General features: G+C 55.1%; 19 protein-coding genes. 6 read left to right on the forward strand and 13 right to left on the reverse strand.

The features are described from left to right. Positions 1–83 precede the first annotated feature (83 nt). On the forward strand, positions 84–389 hold the full coding sequence (locus RQ738_RS07190) for a DUF4389 domain-containing protein (RefSeq protein WP_314163506.1): 306 nt from the start codon (positions 84–86) through the stop codon (positions 387–389). 105 nt (positions 390–494) lie between these two features. After that, entirely contained in the window at positions 495–1,478 is a 984-nt protein-coding gene (locus RQ738_RS07195; RefSeq protein ID WP_314163427.1) for a PDC sensor domain-containing protein, read from the forward strand. 42 nt (positions 1,479–1,520) lie between these two features. Here RQ738_RS07195 and RQ738_RS07200 read toward each other — a convergent pair whose 3' ends face one another. Next, entirely contained in the window at positions 1,521–1,691 is a 171-nt protein-coding gene (locus RQ738_RS07200) for a hypothetical protein (RefSeq protein WP_314163434.1), read from the reverse strand. A gap of 214 nt (positions 1,692–1,905) precedes the next feature. Between RQ738_RS07200 and RQ738_RS07205 the strand changes: the two genes are divergently transcribed. From RQ738_RS07205 to RQ738_RS07215, 3 genes are all read left to right on the forward strand, one after another. Next, complete coding sequence (locus tag RQ738_RS07205; protein WP_314163440.1) at positions 1,906–2,136, forward strand: YheU family protein; 231 nt, start codon at positions 1,906–1,908, stop codon at positions 2,134–2,136. 83 nt (positions 2,137–2,219) lie between these two features. Continuing rightward, the gene (locus tag RQ738_RS07210; protein WP_314163442.1) at positions 2,220–2,615 is read left to right on the forward strand and encodes an RNA-binding protein; all 396 of its coding nucleotides are present in this window, start codon (positions 2,220–2,222) and stop codon (positions 2,613–2,615) included. Then, a complete protein-coding gene (locus RQ738_RS07215; protein WP_314163444.1) occupies positions 2,612–2,821 on the forward strand; it encodes a DUF3565 domain-containing protein in 210 nt (69 codons plus the stop codon). Before RQ738_RS07210 ends, RQ738_RS07215 begins: the two co-directional genes overlap by 4 nt. A gap of 56 nt (positions 2,822–2,877) precedes the next feature. Here the strand turns inward: RQ738_RS07215 and truA are convergent, their stop codons facing one another. From truA to leuC, 7 genes are all read right to left on the reverse strand, one after another. Further along, entirely contained in the window at positions 2,878–3,660 is a 783-nt protein-coding gene (truA, locus tag RQ738_RS07220; RefSeq protein ID WP_314163507.1) for a tRNA pseudouridine(38-40) synthase TruA, read from the reverse strand. A 9-nt stretch (positions 3,661–3,669) separates the two neighbouring features. After that, positions 3,670–4,353, reverse strand: a complete 684-nt coding sequence (locus RQ738_RS07225) for a hypothetical protein (RefSeq protein WP_314163446.1) — start codon at positions 4,351–4,353, stop codon at positions 3,670–3,672. 77 nt (positions 4,354–4,430) lie between these two features. Beyond that, complete coding sequence (locus tag RQ738_RS07230) at positions 4,431–6,947, reverse strand: FimV/HubP family polar landmark protein (RefSeq protein ID WP_314163448.1); 2,517 nt, start codon at positions 6,945–6,947, stop codon at positions 4,431–4,433. 606 nt (positions 6,948–7,553) lie between these two features. Further along, a complete protein-coding gene (gene asd / locus RQ738_RS07235) occupies positions 7,554–8,663 on the reverse strand; it encodes an aspartate-semialdehyde dehydrogenase (protein WP_314163449.1) in 1,110 nt (369 codons plus the stop codon). Positions 8,664–8,695: 32 nt separating this feature from the next. Next, positions 8,696–9,781: a 3-isopropylmalate dehydrogenase gene (gene leuB, locus RQ738_RS07240; RefSeq protein WP_314163450.1), complete on the reverse strand. Its 1,086-nt coding sequence runs from the start codon at positions 9,779–9,781 to the stop codon at positions 8,696–8,698. A gap of 167 nt (positions 9,782–9,948) precedes the next feature. After that, the gene (gene leuD, locus RQ738_RS07245; protein ID WP_314163452.1) at positions 9,949–10,584 is read right to left on the reverse strand and encodes a 3-isopropylmalate dehydratase small subunit; all 636 of its coding nucleotides are present in this window, start codon (positions 10,582–10,584) and stop codon (positions 9,949–9,951) included. A gap of 2 nt (positions 10,585–10,586) precedes the next feature. Then, entirely contained in the window at positions 10,587–12,002 is a 1,416-nt protein-coding gene (leuC, locus tag RQ738_RS07250; RefSeq protein WP_314163454.1) for a 3-isopropylmalate dehydratase large subunit, read from the reverse strand. 100 nt (positions 12,003–12,102) lie between these two features. Between leuC and RQ738_RS07255 the strand changes: the two genes are divergently transcribed. Continuing rightward, entirely contained in the window at positions 12,103–12,975 is an 873-nt protein-coding gene (locus RQ738_RS07255; protein WP_314163459.1) for a LysR family transcriptional regulator, read from the forward strand. Here the strand turns inward: RQ738_RS07255 and RQ738_RS07260 are convergent. The 5 genes from RQ738_RS07260 to RQ738_RS07280 all read right to left on the reverse strand — a co-directional run bounded on the left by RQ738_RS07260 (position 12,947) and on the right by RQ738_RS07280 (position 18,304). Next, on the reverse strand, positions 12,947–14,119 hold the full coding sequence (locus tag RQ738_RS07260; protein WP_314163463.1) for an MFS transporter: 1,173 nt from the start codon (positions 14,117–14,119) through the stop codon (positions 12,947–12,949). The two genes, RQ738_RS07255 and RQ738_RS07260, sit on opposite strands and share 29 nt — an antisense overlap. A 14-nt stretch (positions 14,120–14,133) precedes the next feature. After that, entirely contained in the window at positions 14,134–15,234 is a 1,101-nt protein-coding gene (gene aroC, locus RQ738_RS07265; RefSeq protein WP_314163468.1) for a chorismate synthase, read from the reverse strand. 42 nt (positions 15,235–15,276) lie between these two features. Next, positions 15,277–16,671, reverse strand: a complete 1,395-nt coding sequence (hemN, locus tag RQ738_RS07270) for an oxygen-independent coproporphyrinogen III oxidase (RefSeq protein ID WP_314163472.1) — start codon at positions 16,669–16,671, stop codon at positions 15,277–15,279. A 347-nt stretch (positions 16,672–17,018) separates the two neighbouring features. Then, positions 17,019–17,957 carry a 50S ribosomal protein L3 N(5)-glutamine methyltransferase gene (gene prmB, locus RQ738_RS07275; protein WP_314163477.1) on the reverse strand — a complete coding sequence of 313 codons (939 nt, stop codon included), beginning with the start codon at positions 17,955–17,957 and terminating at the stop codon, positions 17,019–17,021. After that, on the reverse strand, positions 17,954–18,304 hold the full coding sequence (locus tag RQ738_RS07280) for a S24 family peptidase (protein WP_314163480.1): 351 nt from the start codon (positions 18,302–18,304) through the stop codon (positions 17,954–17,956). Before RQ738_RS07280 ends, prmB begins: the two co-directional genes overlap by 4 nt. Positions 18,305–18,349 lie beyond the last annotated feature (45 nt).

Consider the following 18,349-nt stretch of genomic DNA (forward strand, 5'->3'; position numbering starts at 1 on the left):
CGACTGAAATCGCCTTATATCACGCGCTTGGAGCGCTACCTGCCCCGAAAACTACCCATGAATTTTTCTGACGAGGCCTGATTATTTACTGGGTCGCCGAGATCATCATTGGTCTGGTGATTCTGTTTCAGTTCTTCTCGGTACTGTTCACCGGCGAACGGAACGAAAAGCTGTTAGGCCTTGGGCAAAGTCTGAGCACCTTCATTTATCAGATCATGGTTTACCTGACATTTAACAGCGAGGCGCGCCCTTATCCCGTTGCTGACTGGCCAACGGGTACACCATCCGAAAATATACTGGCAGAGCCCGTAGAAGAAGAACCGGCAGAACAGGCTCCTGCAGAGAGCAGTGATAAAGACAGCAAAGACAGCGACGAAAAATCCTCATAAAGCATATGCGGGCTGGATATTCAGCCCGCAATCACACCAGTTTTACCGCCCCGGTGTCTGGATTATAATTCGTCGTGTATTAATAGATTGAGTTAGCCCGGCAGTATGACCACTGAGCAACAAAAAAATATTTCCCGCCAGCGGGACACCCTGACGGTCATGCTCAAGGAACCGCTACGTGAATTAGCCAGGCAGTGCAGCAAGGTCTTCCCGGATCGCAAGCTTCTTGACCAGCTACTCAAGGCCGCCCTGGTTGATCTACCGTATATCAAGTTTATCTACGTCATGAATACACATGCCATCCAGATCTCTGACAATGTCAGCCACGACGGCATACTAACCGAGCATTTTGGCCGGGATCGTTCCGTCAGGCCCTATATCCAGACACTGCCGGCCGATGCTGACTTTTTCCTTTCCGATGCCTATATCAGTCTGCGCGCCAAGCGTCCTTCCATAACCGCCATTCAGGCCATTCACTATGAAGAGACTGGCAACCTGCTTGGCTATATCGGTGTAGATGCTGATACCCGGGATCTGCCCCTGGCCCGTGAGCTGGTTGATGAGCCGCAGACATGGCACCAGATCAAGGGTGACCCCGCCATCCGTGCCGGCCTCTTTGCGCAACACCGTGAAGAAAGCCTGATTGACAAGCATTCGGAAGAGGTCATCGCTATCATGGAAGAATTGATTGTCGATCACGGTATTTTCCACGGCAAGATCCATTTCTCAAACAGCCGCTCGACTATCTGGCTGGTCGATGACCCCTACCGCTACCGCCTGCTGGATTTTGAAGCCATGACCGACCCGGACATAGTGCTGACTTACCCGCGCCGTGAGTACCCGGAAAACGCCGTTGTGCCGGCCGGCATGATACGACCCCTGCTCGAGTTATTCCGGAAATTGCGCATTATGGATGACGTCCTTTACCTTCGCTCTGGCTCGATCAATATCTTCAATGGCATGATTGGCCTGACATTCTCATGCGACGGCACGCATTACCTGCCCTATAACGAGTTTATCAAGAAAGGCATTGATTTCTGGCCAGGTAGTCAGTCCCGGACGGCTTCAGAAACGGAAAGCACTGGATAGACAGGCAACACCATGCATAGTGCAGGACTGCATAGTCCTTGCCTAGTCCAGCACAAAACATTCGCTATAGTCACCATACTGACTCTCGTGTTCAAGCCAGTCAGAACAGGAATCAACGGCATCCTCCAGGCTGTTAAACGTGGCAATCGTCTGGCCGATATCTGACAGTAACAGCACCGTATTGTCCGGGCGTTCCTTGATATAGAAGTTCATCCCATATCTCCTTTCTTTGCTCTGTTCATTTCTCTCATGGCTGTAGTCTGCTAGCCGGATATGTCAGCACCATGACGGTAAGATGACACTTGCATGTAACCCAAGTTTCCGCCCCCGCATCCCATTGCAAAACAGGAACAACTACCCATGTTGACCAAAAAAGCCGCTCTGCCATGAGCTTTTCCCTCACCCTGACACATGGCATACTCAAACGATGCTCATCCCGTATGACCAACTCTCCCCGGCCACCCTGGCAGCCCTGATCGAGGAATTCATAAGCCGCGAGGGCACTGACTACGGTGACCATGAAATTTCTTTAGAAACAAAGAGTTCTCAAATCCATCAGCAACTATGTGAAGGCCGTATCGTGATCAGTTATGACGAGCACGAGGAAACCTGCACCCTGATCCCCCACTGGCAAGCCATGGAACACGGTCTGGAATAAACCGGGGATACGTGTTATTACTCCTTTTTCGTATACTAAAAACAACGTTAATCTGTCAAAGAATGGATATGGAGGGACCGGGAATGGAAATCTTTGTGGGCAACCTCTCGGCGAACGTCACCGAGAAGGAATTACAGCGCTTCTTTAAAGGTTATGACAAACAAGCATCTTTCAAGGTGATCAAATTAATCGGCAATAATGTCGCCCTGTATTATGGCCTGGCCAACATCGCACCGGATAAGCTGGCTTTGAAAGCCATTCGCAAGCTGAATAATAAGAGTCTGGCCGGACGACGGGTAGCTCTGCACGAATTTCAGTACCGTGCCGGCAATAATGAGCGTCGCGCCCTGAACTGGCGTAATGTAACCTGGCAAAAAGTCGAACGTCGTCTTAACGAGCGTCGCCAGAAGCAGAAAAAGAGCAGTCAGCATGAACCGGTATACACCGCCTACGAGAATCTGGCCTCGAGAGGCTTTTGAAAACACGGCATATCATCGGTTTCCACACTGACGAGCAGCATGATTGGGTAGCCGTGCTCAGCTGTGGCCACACCCGGCATGTTCGTCACCGGCCGCCCTGGCAACAACGCCCCTGGGTAACCACCGAGCAGGGTCGCCTCGCCTGCAAGGGCATGCCCTTGCAATGCAAGAAATGCCTCGATAAACAGGAGCCTGTCGGGTTATAGTATGAATTTGCCGCCTCCCACTCCCTCGCTTCAATCCCCCTGAATCCAACAGGCTCCTAAGGAAACAGGTTTTTTACGTTGGTAACCGGTATCCGGAAGTGCTCCGGGTAGCTCACCTTTATGAAATACAGGCCATCGGGCGATGCTGTCACCCCACCGAGGGTACGGTCACGATGCTCCAGGACCTCGGCCGACCAGGCAACCGGTTTTTCACCTGCCCCGATCGCCATCAGGACGCCGGCAATGTTTCTCACCATATGATGCAGGAACGCGTTGGCCTCGATATCAATAAAGATAAAGTCGCCGGAGCGTATCACCTCCAGCCGGGATACAGTGCGAACCGGGCTTTTTGCCTGGCACTGCATGGCACGATAGGAGGAAAAATCATGCTCACCGATCAGGCAAGCCGCGGCCTGTTGCATAAGCTGTTCATCAAGAGAACGGTAATCCCAGCTAACCAGTTTGTTGAGAACGGCTGGTCGAATCGGACGACCGCAGATGACGTAACGGTAAGATCGCTCAAGTGCCGAGAAACGGGCGTGAAAGTCGCTTGCCACCGGCATTGCCCAGTTAACACTGATATCTTTAGGCAATTTGGTATTCGCACCCAGCACCCAGGCCCGCTCATCCCGTTCGGCGTGGGTCTCAAAATGCACTACCTGGCCGGCCGCGTGCACACCGGTATCCGTACGGCCCGCGCAGACTACCTTGACCGGTTCATTCGCAACATAGGACAGGGCCTTCTCCAGCACCGCCTGTACGCCAAGACCATGCTTCTGCCTTTGCCAACCGTTGTAGGCTGAACCATTGTATTCAATGCCAAGTGCAATCTTTTTCATTTCAGTCATTCAATATCTCAAAAGATAGAGCGCGGTTCCCAGCACCAGGGGTATGAGCCATTGCCACGGTGAAGGGGAACTTGTTTCGTCCAGAGTTATCTCCACCATCTGCTCCTGGCTGGCACTGTTTTCTACGCGGAGCAGTGCACCGGCAATTACCGCGCTGGCCTTGTTCAACAAACCTGCCTGCTGTTTCTTCTCCTGGAGTAATTCGCGCACTGTCGTTTCTGATTGCAATACTCTGTCGAGGGTTAGCACCAGCAAGAGCGCAAACCGCTGACTATCCAGGCCGACTTTCCGCAACGGGAGGGTCAGCCAGACGATTGCGGCAACCAGTTTATCCTTTTCCATTGTTTGCAGCAGCCCCGCGACCACGCTGACGATGGCAATCAGAACCGACACCCGCAAGGCCCCCGCCTGCAGGCCCTCTATTGTGGGTAGATAGGAGGCGTTAAGCATGGGTAATGCCGGCACGCTCTGCCCCGGGGTAAACCAGCCATAGACAATAAAGATGGAAAGATATAACCACTTGAGCCGCCCCAGCATTTTCAGGGCGGGTAGCAACAAGGCCTTATCCTTGCTCATCAGCAGACCCATGCTGATAACCAGCACCAGTAACACTTCACCCCAGGCCGGTGTCGCCAGAAAGACAATCGCCACAATGGCACTAAAAACCCTGATGACTGGATGCATGAGTTGATGCTTTCCCGGTTCCCAAACGCAAACAGCCGACGCAGGTCTGCGTCGGCTGTGCGTGGAACAACGATTCATTACAATTCGTTAATAAGGCCCTGTGCTTCGGCTTTCTGCCCGTCATTGCCTTCGTTAAGTACTTCATCAAGGATTGAGCGTGCACCATCCGGGTCGCCCATATCAATATACGCCTTGGCGAGATCAAGCTTGGTGGCGACCTCATCAAGCCCCAGTATTTCATCCTCTTCCGCCGGTGCCTCTTCGGTTTCATCCGACATGGCCATATCCAGCTCGGCAGCATCAAACTCGGTAACGGGAGCTTCGTCCTTCGCTACAACCTCATCTGTGTCTTCTTCGAAGGCACTCAGGTCAAAGTCACCCGGTCCGTTGGAGGTGTCCGTTTCTTCCCCCGCTTCCGGCATATCGAAGTCGAGTGAGAGGTCATCCTCATCGCTTCCGCCGGCCAGCCCGGATTCAGCATCGACTTCATCAAGAGCCGACATATCCAGATCGAATTCACCAGCAGGTTCTTCGATTTCCTGAATATCCAGGGTTGAAGTCTCTTCTGTTACGGCTGTATTAAAATCTGTCTCGAGGTCATCCAGTTCGGCAAGATCCTGCAGATCCGAGAAGTCATCCTCAGCGTCCAGGTTACTGTTATCCCGGAACAGGTCATTATCGGGAAATAATTCGCGACCCATCTCAGCGGCCTTGCCCCACAAGGCTGCATTCTGATCACCCTTGGCAGCATTAACTTCAGATGCCAGCGCCAGGAAGGCATCACTGTTCTTCGCGGAATAATAAACTTCCATAAGCTTGAGCTTGAGATCGAGACGATCCGGCTCTTGCTCGATAGCACTGGTCAGTAACTCTTCGGCCTGCTGATGCTTGTTATAGGCGATATAAACATCGGCCTCGGATAAGGGATCAACCTCGCCGATTTCAGATTCAATCGCTCCGCTCATGGCGCTTGGTGCGAAGTCACTCAGTAACGAGGTTTCTTCGGTTACGCTGCTCTCGGTACCGGCAGTCGCTGGCCTGCCGGTAAGGATGCTTTCCGGGAACTGCGCAGCGGCCATACGGCGGCGTTGAACCAACCAGATCATCGCAAGCAGGCCAATAACAACGACGACGAGCACGCCGATAACAGCAACGTTGTTCAGCATTTCCTTAACAAAACCAAAAACCCCTTCATTGGCAGCAGGCGCGACCGGAGTGGCGACCCTCGCCTCTGGTTTCGCGGTAACCGGCTTCGGTGCCGGAATTTCGGCCTGGACAATGTCGTCCAGGGCAAACCGGTTTGCTGATTTATTGCCAGTGGGTTTGGTGGCCGCAGGCGTCGTCTTCACCTCCGGTTCGACGGCAACAGGAGCCGGCTCGGCTGGTGTAACAGCCTGCTCACCAAGCTTGCCCTGCAGTTCAGCAAGGGATTCTTCCTTCAGGGTAAGCAGGCGTTCCATCGACTCAAGCTGATCTTGCAAGGCACCAAGACGCCCCTTCAGATCAGCGTTTTCCAGCTCCTTGGAAGCAAGCTGCTCATTGTACAAAGCCAGCTGCTCGCTGCTGTTATCTTCGCCGCCGGCTCCCTGTGCGGAACTGGATGCATCCGTCTGTCTGGGGGTAACCAGTTTGACGCCTGAATCTGCACTCACTGCTGCGCCGGCCTGCTCCACCTGGCTGGCTTCACCCTGGGTACCGGTTGGCGTTTCGCCACGACTTATCGTTTCGCGAGCGTTTCGCCAGAGTTCATTCTGTTCGCGCGTCTGCCGGATCGCCTCGGCACTATTGATGGCCTCAAGCATGTCGCGCTCAGGCACTCGCAGGATAAAGCCTGATTTCAACCCGTTGATATTTCCGTCGATAAAGGCCTGCGGGTTACTGCGTAACAGCGCCATCATCATCTGCTCTGTCGTGATGCTGCTGTCCGGGCGCAGGCTGGCGGCAATCGACCATAAGGTATCATTCTTCCTGACCTTATACTTCTCATCACTCGTCGCCATCGAGGCACGCGCAGCTACTGTGGCGCTCTCTCCGCCCAGTTCGATACGGGGGAACAATTCACCACTATTGTCAGTAATTGCTGCACTTGTACCTGATGCTGATGCTGGTGCCATCGTCCGGGGGGCTGGTGTGGCCCTCGTCGATGAGGCAGGAGCCCGCGTGACAGGTACCTGCACCGGTGCAGCCTTGCGCTGGGCAAACACGGGCGGGTCAAGCAACATCGTATATTCACGTATTAAACGACCGCCTGACCAGTCAACCTCAACAAGGAAATCCAGGAAAGGTTCCTTGACGGGTTTCGTCGAGGTCACCCTGATCGACGCCGAACCATCCTTGTTATCGACAACCCTGAACTTCAGATCGCTGAGTACCAGTGGACGATCGATGCCGGCATTGGCAAAGTCTTTTAATGTGCCCAGTGTTACGCGGATATTATCTGCCTCACCGGGTCGCAGTGAGAACAGTTTAATCTCTGCATCCAGTGGTTGGTTGAGTGCCGAATTGACCTTGATGTCACCAACACCCAATGTATAAGCAATGTTTGATGACAACAGGCAGATGAGTGTTACAAAAAAGATTTTGAGTTTGCGCAACGTCCTAACTCCATTCTGTTTTTTTATATCTTTGCCAGGCTGCGAAGTGGCTATAGCACCAGCTCCCCTGCGGCCACCCCTTATTGACGGGCTGTTTTATGTTATCAGGTCGGAGGCGAAAGCCCCCTTATAATAGTTATGTAACTATACATTATAGCCAAGCTTTTACAAACATTTCAGTCATTTGGCGCGATTTTTACGAAAGTCTATGAAGACTACGCCTTAGCTGCGTATAAAACCTTGAATAAGGTCAAATTTTGAGAAATTTTAGCCTGTGCAAGGCCTGGTGGACAGGGAATCGTTTATTTACCCGCTAGCCGGGCGCTTGTTCTTTTATATCTTGTTGATTAGAAAATAAAAACAGCTTCCCTGGCAAGAAAGCGGCAGTCTGAGTGGATCCCGGCCTACACCGCGGAATAACGAGCTATGTACTGGATTCCGGCCTGCGCCGGGATGACGAACTGTTCTGGATCCCGACCTGTGCCGGAATGACAAACTGTTCTGGATCCCGGCCTGCGCCGGGATGAGAGTGGCTCCCTGGCTTGGGCAAGTGCTGCCATTCTCTTCCCGACGTCGCTTTTGCAAACCGCGCAGGCCCCGTAAAAATTACTTTTCGAGCAAGATCCTCAGCATGCGGCGCAGCGGCTCAGCGGCCCCCCATAGCAGCTGGTCACCCACGGTGAAGGCTGACAGGTAATCATTGCCCATGGTCAGCTTGCGCAGACGACCAACAGGCACCGTCAGGGTACCGGTCACGGCGGACGGGGTCAGCTCTTTCATGGTGATATCGCGGTCGTTTGGCACGACCTTTACCCAGTCATTAGCCTCAGCGAGGATGCCGTGGATCTCGTCCAGCGGCACATCCTTGTTCATTTTGATGGTCATGGCCTGACTGTGACAGCGCATGGCGCCGATGCGCACACAGATGCCGTCGATCGGGGTCGGCTTGCCGGTGGTGCCGAGGATCTTGTTGCTTTCCACCTCGGCCTTCCATTCTTCACGGGTCTGGCCGCTTTCCAGCTGCGAATCCAGCCACGGGATCAGGCTACCGGCGAGCGGTACGCCCCACTGCTCGGTGGGGTAGGCATCGCTGCGCATGAAACTGGTGACCTGGCGATCGATATCAAGAATCGCCGAGGCCGGATCATCGACCAGTGGCTTGACGTCAGCATAGATGGCACCCATCTGCTTGATAAGCTCGCGCATATTCTGCGCCCCGGCACCGGAAGCCGCCTGGTAGGTCATCGGCGAAATCCACTCGACCAGGCCCTGCTTGAACAGGCCACCGATCGCCATCAGCATCAGGCTCACGGTGCAATTGCCGCCGACAAAGGTCTTATTACCTTTGACCAGGGCAGCCTTGATGACGTCGAGGTTAACGGGGTCAAGGACAATCACACTCTCTTCTGCCATGCGCAGGGTAGAGGCAGCGTCGATCCAGTAGCCCTGCCAACCGGCCTTGCGCAACGCCGGGTAAACCGCCTCGGTGTAGCCACCACCCTGACAGGAAATGATGGCATCCATGGCTTTCAATTCGTCCAGGTCCTTTGCATCCTTCAGCGGCGGCACATCCTTACCGATAGCCGGGCCAGCCTGACCTGCCTGTGAGGTCGTAAAAAAAACCGGGTCAATCAGGTCAAAATCATTCTCCTCACGCATTCTCTGCATGAGTACTGAACCAACCATCCCTCGCCAACCAACTAGACCTACACGCATTGCTGTTCTCCTGAATCGTAATCTTTATAAAATTATCTGGCTTCACGCAGCACGGCAACCACGGCATCGCCCATTTCCGCCGTACCCACTGCCTGCATACCTTCTGACCAGATATCCGTTGTGCGGATGCCCTTGTCGAGAACGGTGCCGACCGCGTCCTCGATACGCTGTGCGTCATCCGCCCTGTTAAAGGTGTAACGCAGCATCATGGCCACCGAAAGAATGGTTGCCAGCGGGTTGGCCTTGTTCTGACCGGCAATATCCGGTGCCGAGCCGTGAATCGGTTCATACATGCCCTTACCATTTGCATCCAGCGAGGCCGAGGGCAGCATGCCGATGGAGCCGGTCAGCATGGCCGCGCAGTCAGAGAGGATGTCACCGAACATATTGGTTGTGACCATGACATCAAATTGCTTCGGCGCGCGTACGAGTTGCATGGCGGCGTTATCCACATACATGTGGCTGAGTTCCACATCCGGATAATCCTTCGCGACACTTTCCATGACGTCACGCCACATCTCGGTACACTCAAGCACATTAGCCTTGTCCACTGAGCAAACCCGGCGGTCACGTTTCATGGCAATGTCAAAGGCGACCCGCCCGATACGATCCACTTCTGATTCGGAATACACGAGCGTATTATACCCCTGACGCTGGCCATCATCGAGAGTGCGAATACCACGTGGCTGACCGAAGTAAATACCACCGGTCAGTTCACGTACAATCATGAGGTCAAGACCGGAGACGACTTCCGGCTTCAGCGTCGAGGCGTCGGCCAGTTGCGGGTAAAGGATGGCCGGGCGCAGGTTGGCAAACAGTTCCAGCTCGGCACGCAGACCGAGCAGCCCCTTCTCCGGACGCACCGCGATATCCAGTGACTCCCACTTGTAGCCACCGACGGCACCAAGCATGACCGCATCGGCAGCCTTTGCCAATTGCAGGGTTTCATCCGGCAGCGGTTTACCGTGTGCATCATAGCCGGCACCGCCAACAAGCCCCTGTTCGGTCTCTACATCAAGCCCAAAGTCGCTACGCAGGCAGTCCAGCACCTTCTCGGCCTCGGCCATGATCTCAATACCAATCCCGTCACCGGGTAACACTGCAATTTTCATCGTCATAAGAATAACCTGTATTCAAAATAATAAACGCAAAGCACGCAAAGTAAATTATAAAAGTACTACAAAAAAACAATTTCAATGAACTGCATATAGTTTCAATAACTATTTTTACAGAAGACTTCGCGTTCTTGGCGGCTCCGCGATCTCCGCGTTACTAACTCTTCATCCTAAAAAAGCCAGGGCGCTTCCTGTTTGCGACGTTCTTCATATGCCTTGATATCGTCAGTATGCTGCAGGGTCAGGCCGATATCATCCAGACCATTCAGCAGGCAGTGTTTGCGGAAGGCATCGACTTCAAAGGCAATACTCTCACCTGCCGGCGTAGTCACGGTTTGTGCCTCAAGGTCTACCTTAAGGCAGTAGCCTTCGGTCGCCTCAACTTCCCTGAATAACTTGTCGACAACCTGTTCATCAAGGACGATAGGCAGAATGCCGTTCTTGAAACAGTTATTGAAAAAGATGTCGGCATAGCTAGGTGCAATGACGACGCGAAAACCATAATCGAGCAAGGCCCATGGTGCATGTTCACGCGATGAGCCACAACCAAAGTTTTTACGCGCCAACAGGATCTCTGCGCCCTGGTAACGCGGCTTGTTCAATACAAAGTCTTCATTGATCGGGCGCTGGCTGTTATCCATTCCCGGTTCACCAGTATCCAGGTAACGCCAGTCATCGAACAGGTTAACGCCGAAACCGCTGCGCTTGATCGATTTCAGAAACTGCTTGGGGATAATCGCGTCGGTATCGACGTTGGCACGATCCAGCGGCAAAACCAGACCATTCAATTGCGTAAACTTATCCATGTTCATGCCACCTCGCTCAGCTTACGTACATCGGTAAAGTGTCCCGTGACGGCAGCCGCCGCGGCCATTGCCGGGCTCACCAGGTGCGTGCGTCCGCCCCGGCCCTGACGACCCTCAAAGTTGCGGTTCGAGGTTGAGGCACAACGCTCACCCTCTTCCAGGCGATCGGCGTTCATGGCCAGGCACATGGAACAACCGGGCTCACGCCACTCAAAACCGGCCGCGACAAAGATCTTGTCCAGCCCTTCCGCCTCAGCCTGTTCCTTGACGAGGCCTGAGCCCGGCACCACCATCGCCAGCTTGACGTTCGCTGCCACCTTGCGCCCTTTTGCGACTTCGGCCGCGGCACGCAGGTCCTCGATGCGGGAATTGGTGCAGGAACCGATGAAGACCTTATCAACCGCTATCTCATTTATCGGGGTGTTGGCCGTCAACCCCATATACTCGAGCGCGCGTTGCATACCTTCACGCTTCACAGGATCACTCTCATTGACCGGATCGGGAACCGCGGCATCAATCGGCACCACCATCTCTGGGGAAGTGCCCCAGGTGACCTGCGGGCGAATGCTTGCGGCATCAAGATGTACGACGCGATCGAACCCGGCATCAGCATCACTATGCAGTTCACGCCAACTGGCCACGGCCTGTGGCCACTGTTCGCTAGTCGGTGCAAACGGGCGGCCCTTGATATAGTCAATCGTCGTATCATCCACCGCCACCATGCCGGCGCGTGCCCCGGCCTCGATGGCCATATTACAGACGGTCATGCGACCTTCCATGGAGAGGGCCTGGATAGCCTCACCACCGAATTCGATGGCGTAACCGGTGCCGCCGGCGGTGCCTATCTCGCCAATAATGGCGAGGACGATATCCTTCGCGGTGACACCGGGACCTACCTGGCCATCGACACTCACCAGCATACTCCTGGACTTTTTCTGCAACAGGCATTGCGTGGCCATAACATGTTCGACTTCCGAGGTGCCGATACCAAAGGCCAGCGCGCCGAAGGCACCGTGTGTCGAGGTGTGTGAGTCGCCACAGACCACGGTCATGCCGGGCAAGGTTGCGCCCTGCTCCGGTCCGATAACATGCACAATCCCCTGACGGTGATCGCTCATGTCAAACTCGGTGATCCCGAAGTCGCTGCAATTTGAACCCAGCGTCTCTACCTGCAGGCGCGAGACCGGATCGGTGATGCCGGCACGCCGATCGGTTGTCGGCACATTGTGATCCGGCGTGGCCAGGATCGAGTCCCTGCGCCATACCTGGCGCCCCGCCAGGCGCAGGCCCTCGAAGGCCTGTGGCGAGGTCACTTCATGGACGAGATGACGGTCTATATAGTGTAAGGCCGTGCCGTCATCGTCGATGCGCACCACATGACTGTCCCAGAGTTTGTCGTAAAGTGTTTTGCCTGCCATTGCTTGTCTCCGTTTCAAGGCCTGTAGGGTACGCCCGCAAAAAGCATTACTCAAATTCATATTTATTATACTTTTCATTCCAATTGGTTATACTTCTGGTATGGATATCACCAGCCTGCAGGTCTTTATCAATGTCGCTGAGCACCGCTCCTTTTCGCTTGCCGCCGAGTCCATGCATGTCACCCAGCCGGCGATAAGCAAGCGCATCGCTAGCCTCGAGGCGGAACTCAACACCCGCCTGTTCGACCGCATTGGCCGGCAGACCCTGCTCACCGAGGCCGGTCAGGCCCTGCTGCCCCGTGCCCGGCGCATCCTTGCCGAGGTGCAGGACAGTCGTCGGGTCATCAGCAACCTGGCCGGCGAGGTTGGTGGCCGCCTCAGTATCGGCACGAGTCACCATATCGGCCTCCACCGCCTGCCGGAGGTATTGCGCGCCTTCAACCAGCGTTATGCGAATGTGGAACTGGACCTGCACTTTATGGATTCAGAAGAGGCCTGCGAGGCGGTATTACACGGTGATCTCGAACTTGCTATCGTTACCCTGCCCTTGATACCTCCGCCGAGTCTTGCCTGCACGCCGGTGTGGCACGATAAGCTACGGGTCGTCGTTGGTCCGGATCACCCCTTGCATACCAGGCGCAGTGTTGAACTGGTGGCGCTGGCCGGCTATCCGGCGATCCTGCCGGCACACGGTACCTTTACCCGGGAGGTGATCGAAGACGCCTTCCGACCCTATGACATTGAGCCGCAGTTACGGCTCTCGACGAATTACCTGGAAACAATCAAGATGATGGTTTCGATCGGCCTCGGCTGGAGCATTCTGCCGGCAAGCATGATCGACGAGGAAGTGCATGCCTTAAACGTGCCAGGACTCAAACTGCAACGTGAACTCGGGGTCGCAAGACATACCGAGCGCACCTTGTCGAATGCGGCCGAGGCCATGCTCAAGCTGCTACCAGCGGCTCCCGTATAAAACGCCAGCTAATCACTATAGCCAGTGCCGCCAGTAGAGCGGCGATATTATAGGTCATGCCCGGACCCAGGCTGGTCCATGCATAGCCCCCGAGCAGCGCACCGAGTGCCCCGCCGGCACCGAAGCTCATGCTGCTGTAAAGCGCCTGCCCACGTCCCTGGTGTGCACCGGTGAAGTGAAGATGAAAGTAGTGAATCGACACCGCATGAAAGATACCAAACGTGGCCGCATGACAAACCTGTACGAACAACATCATGCCCAGCGAGTCCACGTACTCACCCAACAAAAGCCAGCGCACTGCAGCAACCAGCAGGCTGAACATTAACAGTTTGCGCAGGCCAAAGCGTGGAATCAGGCGATGCATGAACATGAACACAACGATCTCGGCAATGACACCGAGGGCCCACAGCCAGCCGATCCATATCTTCGAATAACCATGGTCTTCAAGGTAAATACTGTAGAAGGTATAAAACGGCCCGTGGCTGGCCTGCATTAAAAACACCACCACAATCAATGCGCCTACTTCCGGACGGCGAATGACCTTGAAAATGGAATCTTTATCCAGCTGAAGATGTCCAGCCGCTCGCTCCGGGACGATCAGGCTTATTAACCAGATGCCGGCAAACAAGGCGATCAGAAACACCGGTACTATCCCTGCACCCCGGTCTTCCAGGGCGGTGCCAAGTATCGCCACGGCGATCACAAAACCAATCGAGCCCCATAACCGGATTGAGCTGTATTGATGGCTATTCTCCCCGAGGTGCGTGAAGGTAGTAGCCTCGAATTGTGGCAGGGTGGCGTTCCAGAAGAAACTGAATGCCCCCATGACCATAACCATCCACCAGTAGTGCTGGCCAAAAAACACCCCGGCGAAACACAAAACCGCCAGCAGGGAGCCACCACGCACGATCATCATGCGCCTGCCTGTATGGTCAGCGATCCAGCCCCAGACGTTGGGGGCGATGATCTTGGTCGCCATGACGAGTGCCATGAGTTCGCCGATAGCACTCGGCGTAAAACCGAGTGACTTCAGATATAACGGCCAGTACGGTACCAGCACACCGAGGGAGGCAAAGTAGAAAAAATAAAAGCCGGACAGCCGCCAGTAAGGCGTCGCTGGGTCAGTCTGCGGGGGGGCGGTCACGTGGGAAAGGCGGGTCAGTCTCTGCTGGCCGGGATCACTGGTGTGGCAGACTCGACATCCATATTCTGGGCACGATGGCGCAACATGTGGTCCATGAGCACAATGGCGAGCATGGCCTCGGCAATCGGCGTGGCGCGGATACCCACGCAAGGGTCATGCCGTCCCCTGGTTATCACCTCGATCGGCTCACCCTTCAGGTTCACACTCTGGCCCGGCAGGCGCAGGCTGGAAGTCGGTTTCATGGCGATGCTGGCAACGATGTCCTGGCCGCTGGAGATACCACCGAGCACGCCCCCGGCATTATTGCCGATAAAACCCGCGGGCGTGATCTCATCCCGGTGTTCGGTGCCCTTTTGTTCGACACAGGCAAAGCCGGCACCGAGTTCCACACCCTTGACGGCGTTGATACTCATGAGCGCGTGCGCAATATCGGCATCAAGGCGATCGAAAATCGGTTCGCCCAGACCCGGCGGCACACCAGTGGCGACGACTGTTACACGGGCACCAATGGAATCACCCTCTTTACGCAGCGCATCCATGTAGGCCTCGAGCTCAGCGACCTTGCCGGCATCCGGGCAGAAAAAGGCATTGTTGCGAACCTCATCCCAGTCAAAGGCCTCGGGCCTGATCGGTCCGAGTTGCGACAGGTAACCGCGTATCTCGATGCCGTAACGCTGCCTGAGCCACTTCTTGGCAATAGCGCCCGCGGCAACACGCATTGCGGTTTCACGCGCCGACGAACGGCCGCCACCACGGTAATCGCGAACCCCGTATTTCTGCTGGTAGGTATAGTCGGCATGGCCAGGACGGAAACTGTCCATGATTTCGGAGTAATCTTTGGAGCGCTGATCGGTATTGTGGATAATAAGACCAATCGGCGTACCCGTGGTCTTGCCCTCGAAGACACCCGAGAGGATCTGCACCGCGTCTGCTTCACGCCGCTGGGTCGTATGCCGCGAGGTACCGGGCTTGCGGCGATCCAGGTCGCCTTGCAGGTCGGCCTCACTCAGCTCCAGGCCGGGGGGACAACCATCGACGGTGGCACCGAGTGCCGGCCCGTGGCTCTCGCCAAAGGACGTTACAGTGAATAATTTTCCGAAGCTGTTTCCTGACATGGAGGGTATTGTAGCCGTTTATTGGCATCTCGTCAGCGTGTATTAGATGACCCTGGAGAATTGCTGTGCCGACTTTTGCAGGTAGGCATCAAAGACCATGCAGATATTGCGAATCAACAAGCGTCCCGCTGGCAAGACCCGGATACCGGCATCGCTCACTTCAAGCAGGCCATCGGCCTGCATTGGCTCGAGATGGCGTAAGTCCTCTGCGAAGTAGTGACGGGAATCAATCTCCAGTTCAGCATCGATAACAGCAAACTCAAGAGCAAAGTGACAAATCAGGGTCTGGATCACATGACGCCGGACCTTGTCATCCTCGCTCAGGCGCATGCCGCGTAACAGGGGCAGCTGCCCGGCGTCGAGTGCCGTGTAATAGGCCTCCGCCTCGCGCTGGTTCTGGCTATAGCTGTCACCGATCTGGCCGATGGCCGTCACACCGAAGGCCAGCAGGTCACAGTCAGCGTGCGTCGAGTAACCCTGGAAATTGCGATGCAATTTGCCTTCGCGCTGGGCCACTGCCAGTTCATCATCCGGGCGGGCAAAGTGATCCATACCGATGTACACATAACCGGCCTTGCCGAGGTGTTCGATACTGGCCTGCAGGATATCAAGCTTGGTCTGCGCATCCGGCAACTCGGCATCATTGATGCGTCGTTGTGGTTTGAACAGGGTCGGCATGTGCGCGTAGTTAAACAGTGACAACCGATCCGGTTCGGCCTGTAACACACGCTCAAGGGTACGCATAAAACCGGCCACCGTTTGCCGCGGCAGGCCGTACATCAGATCCAGGCTGATGGAACGGAAGCCCTCGGCACGCGCGGCATCGATTACGGCAAAGGTCTCCTCTTCAGACTGGATGCGGTTCACCGCCTTCTGCACGCCTTCATCGAGGTCCTGCACGCCGAGGCTCAGGCGGTTAAAACCGATATCGCGCAACACGGCGATGGTTTCCGCATTGGCCTCTCGCGGGTCGATCTCGATTGAGTACTCGCCGGCTTCATCCGCGGCAAAATTAAACTGTTGATGAAGATGCTGCATCAGTTCAGTCATTTGCGCATGACTGATAAAGGTCGGCGTGCCACCACCCCAATGCAATTGTTCAACGATGCGATCACTATCGAACAGGACCGCCTGCATGGCGATCTCTTTATAGAGGTGTTGCAGATAGGGGACAGCGCGGGCGCGGTCCCTGGTGACGATCTTGTTACAGGCGCAGTAGTAACAAATCGTGTCGCAGAACGGCAGATGCACATACAGCGATAATGGCCGGGAAGGCCCTGCAGCCTGGCTGTCGGCGATACAGGCCCGGTAATCCTGCTCCGTAAAACCGGCATCAAACTGGGGCGCGGTTGGATAGGAAGTGTAACGCGGGCCACTAACGTCGTACTTTTTCAGTAGCTCGAGGTCAAAGATGACTTGTTGTTCGGTTTGTTTCATGCCGCCTCACTGCTGTCTCGTTAATTCCCTCTTCTTCCGGGAGAAGGCTAGTATGCCGCCTCACTGCTGTCTCGTTAATTCCCTCTCCCTCCGGGAGAGGGTTAGGGTGAGGGGATTTAGATTCGATAACACATTGTCTTATTTACCCGATGCTTACTGCTTATCAGGCTTACGTTAACGGGACAGCAATGATGCCGCCTGATTCTATTCCGCTGAATGACGAAAGATTATGCCGCGCCTCTTAACCGGCAGCTATGATCTGGATCAATCCTCGTCGATATCCAGGCCATAGCGATGCGTGTCATTAAGCACGTGCAGCGCTGTTTCAGGTTTCAGCCCTGTTTCCTTTAACCGGCTGCGCGTCGCTGGCCTGTAAATTCGACCTGATGTTCTCTGACCTGCTTCGCGGTCAACAGGAACACACCCTCGCCACCGCGTTCGAAGTCGAGCCAGAGAAACGGCACCTGCGGAAAACGCGTCGCCAGCGTCTCGGCACTGTTACCGACTTCCACAACCAGGATACCGTCATCACTTAAGCGGTTACCGGCCTCGGCCAGGATCTCGACACAAGCATCCAGCCCGTCTTCACCCGATGCCAGGCCCATCGCCGGCTCATGGTTGTACTCGTCCGGCAATGCCGCCATTTCCCCGGCCGACACATACGGCGGGTTGCTGACGATAATGTCATAACGCTGCACCGGCAGGTTCGCAAACAGGTTGGATTCGTAAAGATTTACCGTCCCTTCCAGACCATGTTGTTCAATGTTCTTTTGCGCCACCGCCAGTGCATCCGTCGAGATATCGGCCGCATCAACCTGGGCATACGGAAAGGCGTGGGCACAGGCAATGGCAATACAGGCACTGCCGGTACACATGTCCAGCACGTGGCCAACCTGTTCGGCGTCGACCCAGGGTTCAAATTGCTGCTCGATGAGTTCGGCAATTGGCGAACGCGGTACCAGCACACGTTCATCAACATAAAATGACAAGCCGGCAAACCAGGCCTCATGAGTCAGATAAGGCACCGGGATACGCTGTTCATAACGCTGGCCAAGCAAGTCAAAAACGCGCTGTTTTTCGTCCCGTGTGAGACGCGCGGAAAACAGCTCCGGGGCGAGGCCGTGCTGCAGGTGCAGGGCGTGCAATACCAGTGTCAGTGCCTCGTCAACCGCATTATTGGTACCGTGACCATAGTGCAGCCCGGCTTCGTTAAAACGACTGGCGCCCCAACGAATAAAGTCAGCCAGGCTATGCAGCTCTTCTACAGGCAGTTGTCCCTGGCTCATGAGGTAACACGGGCCACGGCAATTTCTTTCGTGGTCCAGTCATAATGGGTACGTTTGCGTTTGAAGTATTTCTGAATCACCACGCCACGGACACTGAAGGGTTCAGCCAGTTCGACCGTTTCATAGGCAGTGTTTAGCGGTCGCATGTATTTCTTGCCATCCTCCTCAACGTATTGACGAAAATGGGTTTCACCCTGGTAATCGAGCACCACGTAGGAACCATTGCCACAGGGCGCGGCCTGGTCGACGATAATGATCGCCCCATCCTCGAATTCGGGTTCCATGCTATCGCCCAGCGCCTGCAAGGCAAACGGTTCGGTTACATCTGAGGTACATCCACCACTCATGGCTCACTCCTGAACACGGGCCATATATAAGGTGTCTGGCCGCTG

The organism is Sulfuriflexus sp. (assembly GCF_032250955.1).
GTDB lineage: Bacteria > Pseudomonadota > Gammaproteobacteria > AKS1 > AKS1 > Sulfuriflexus.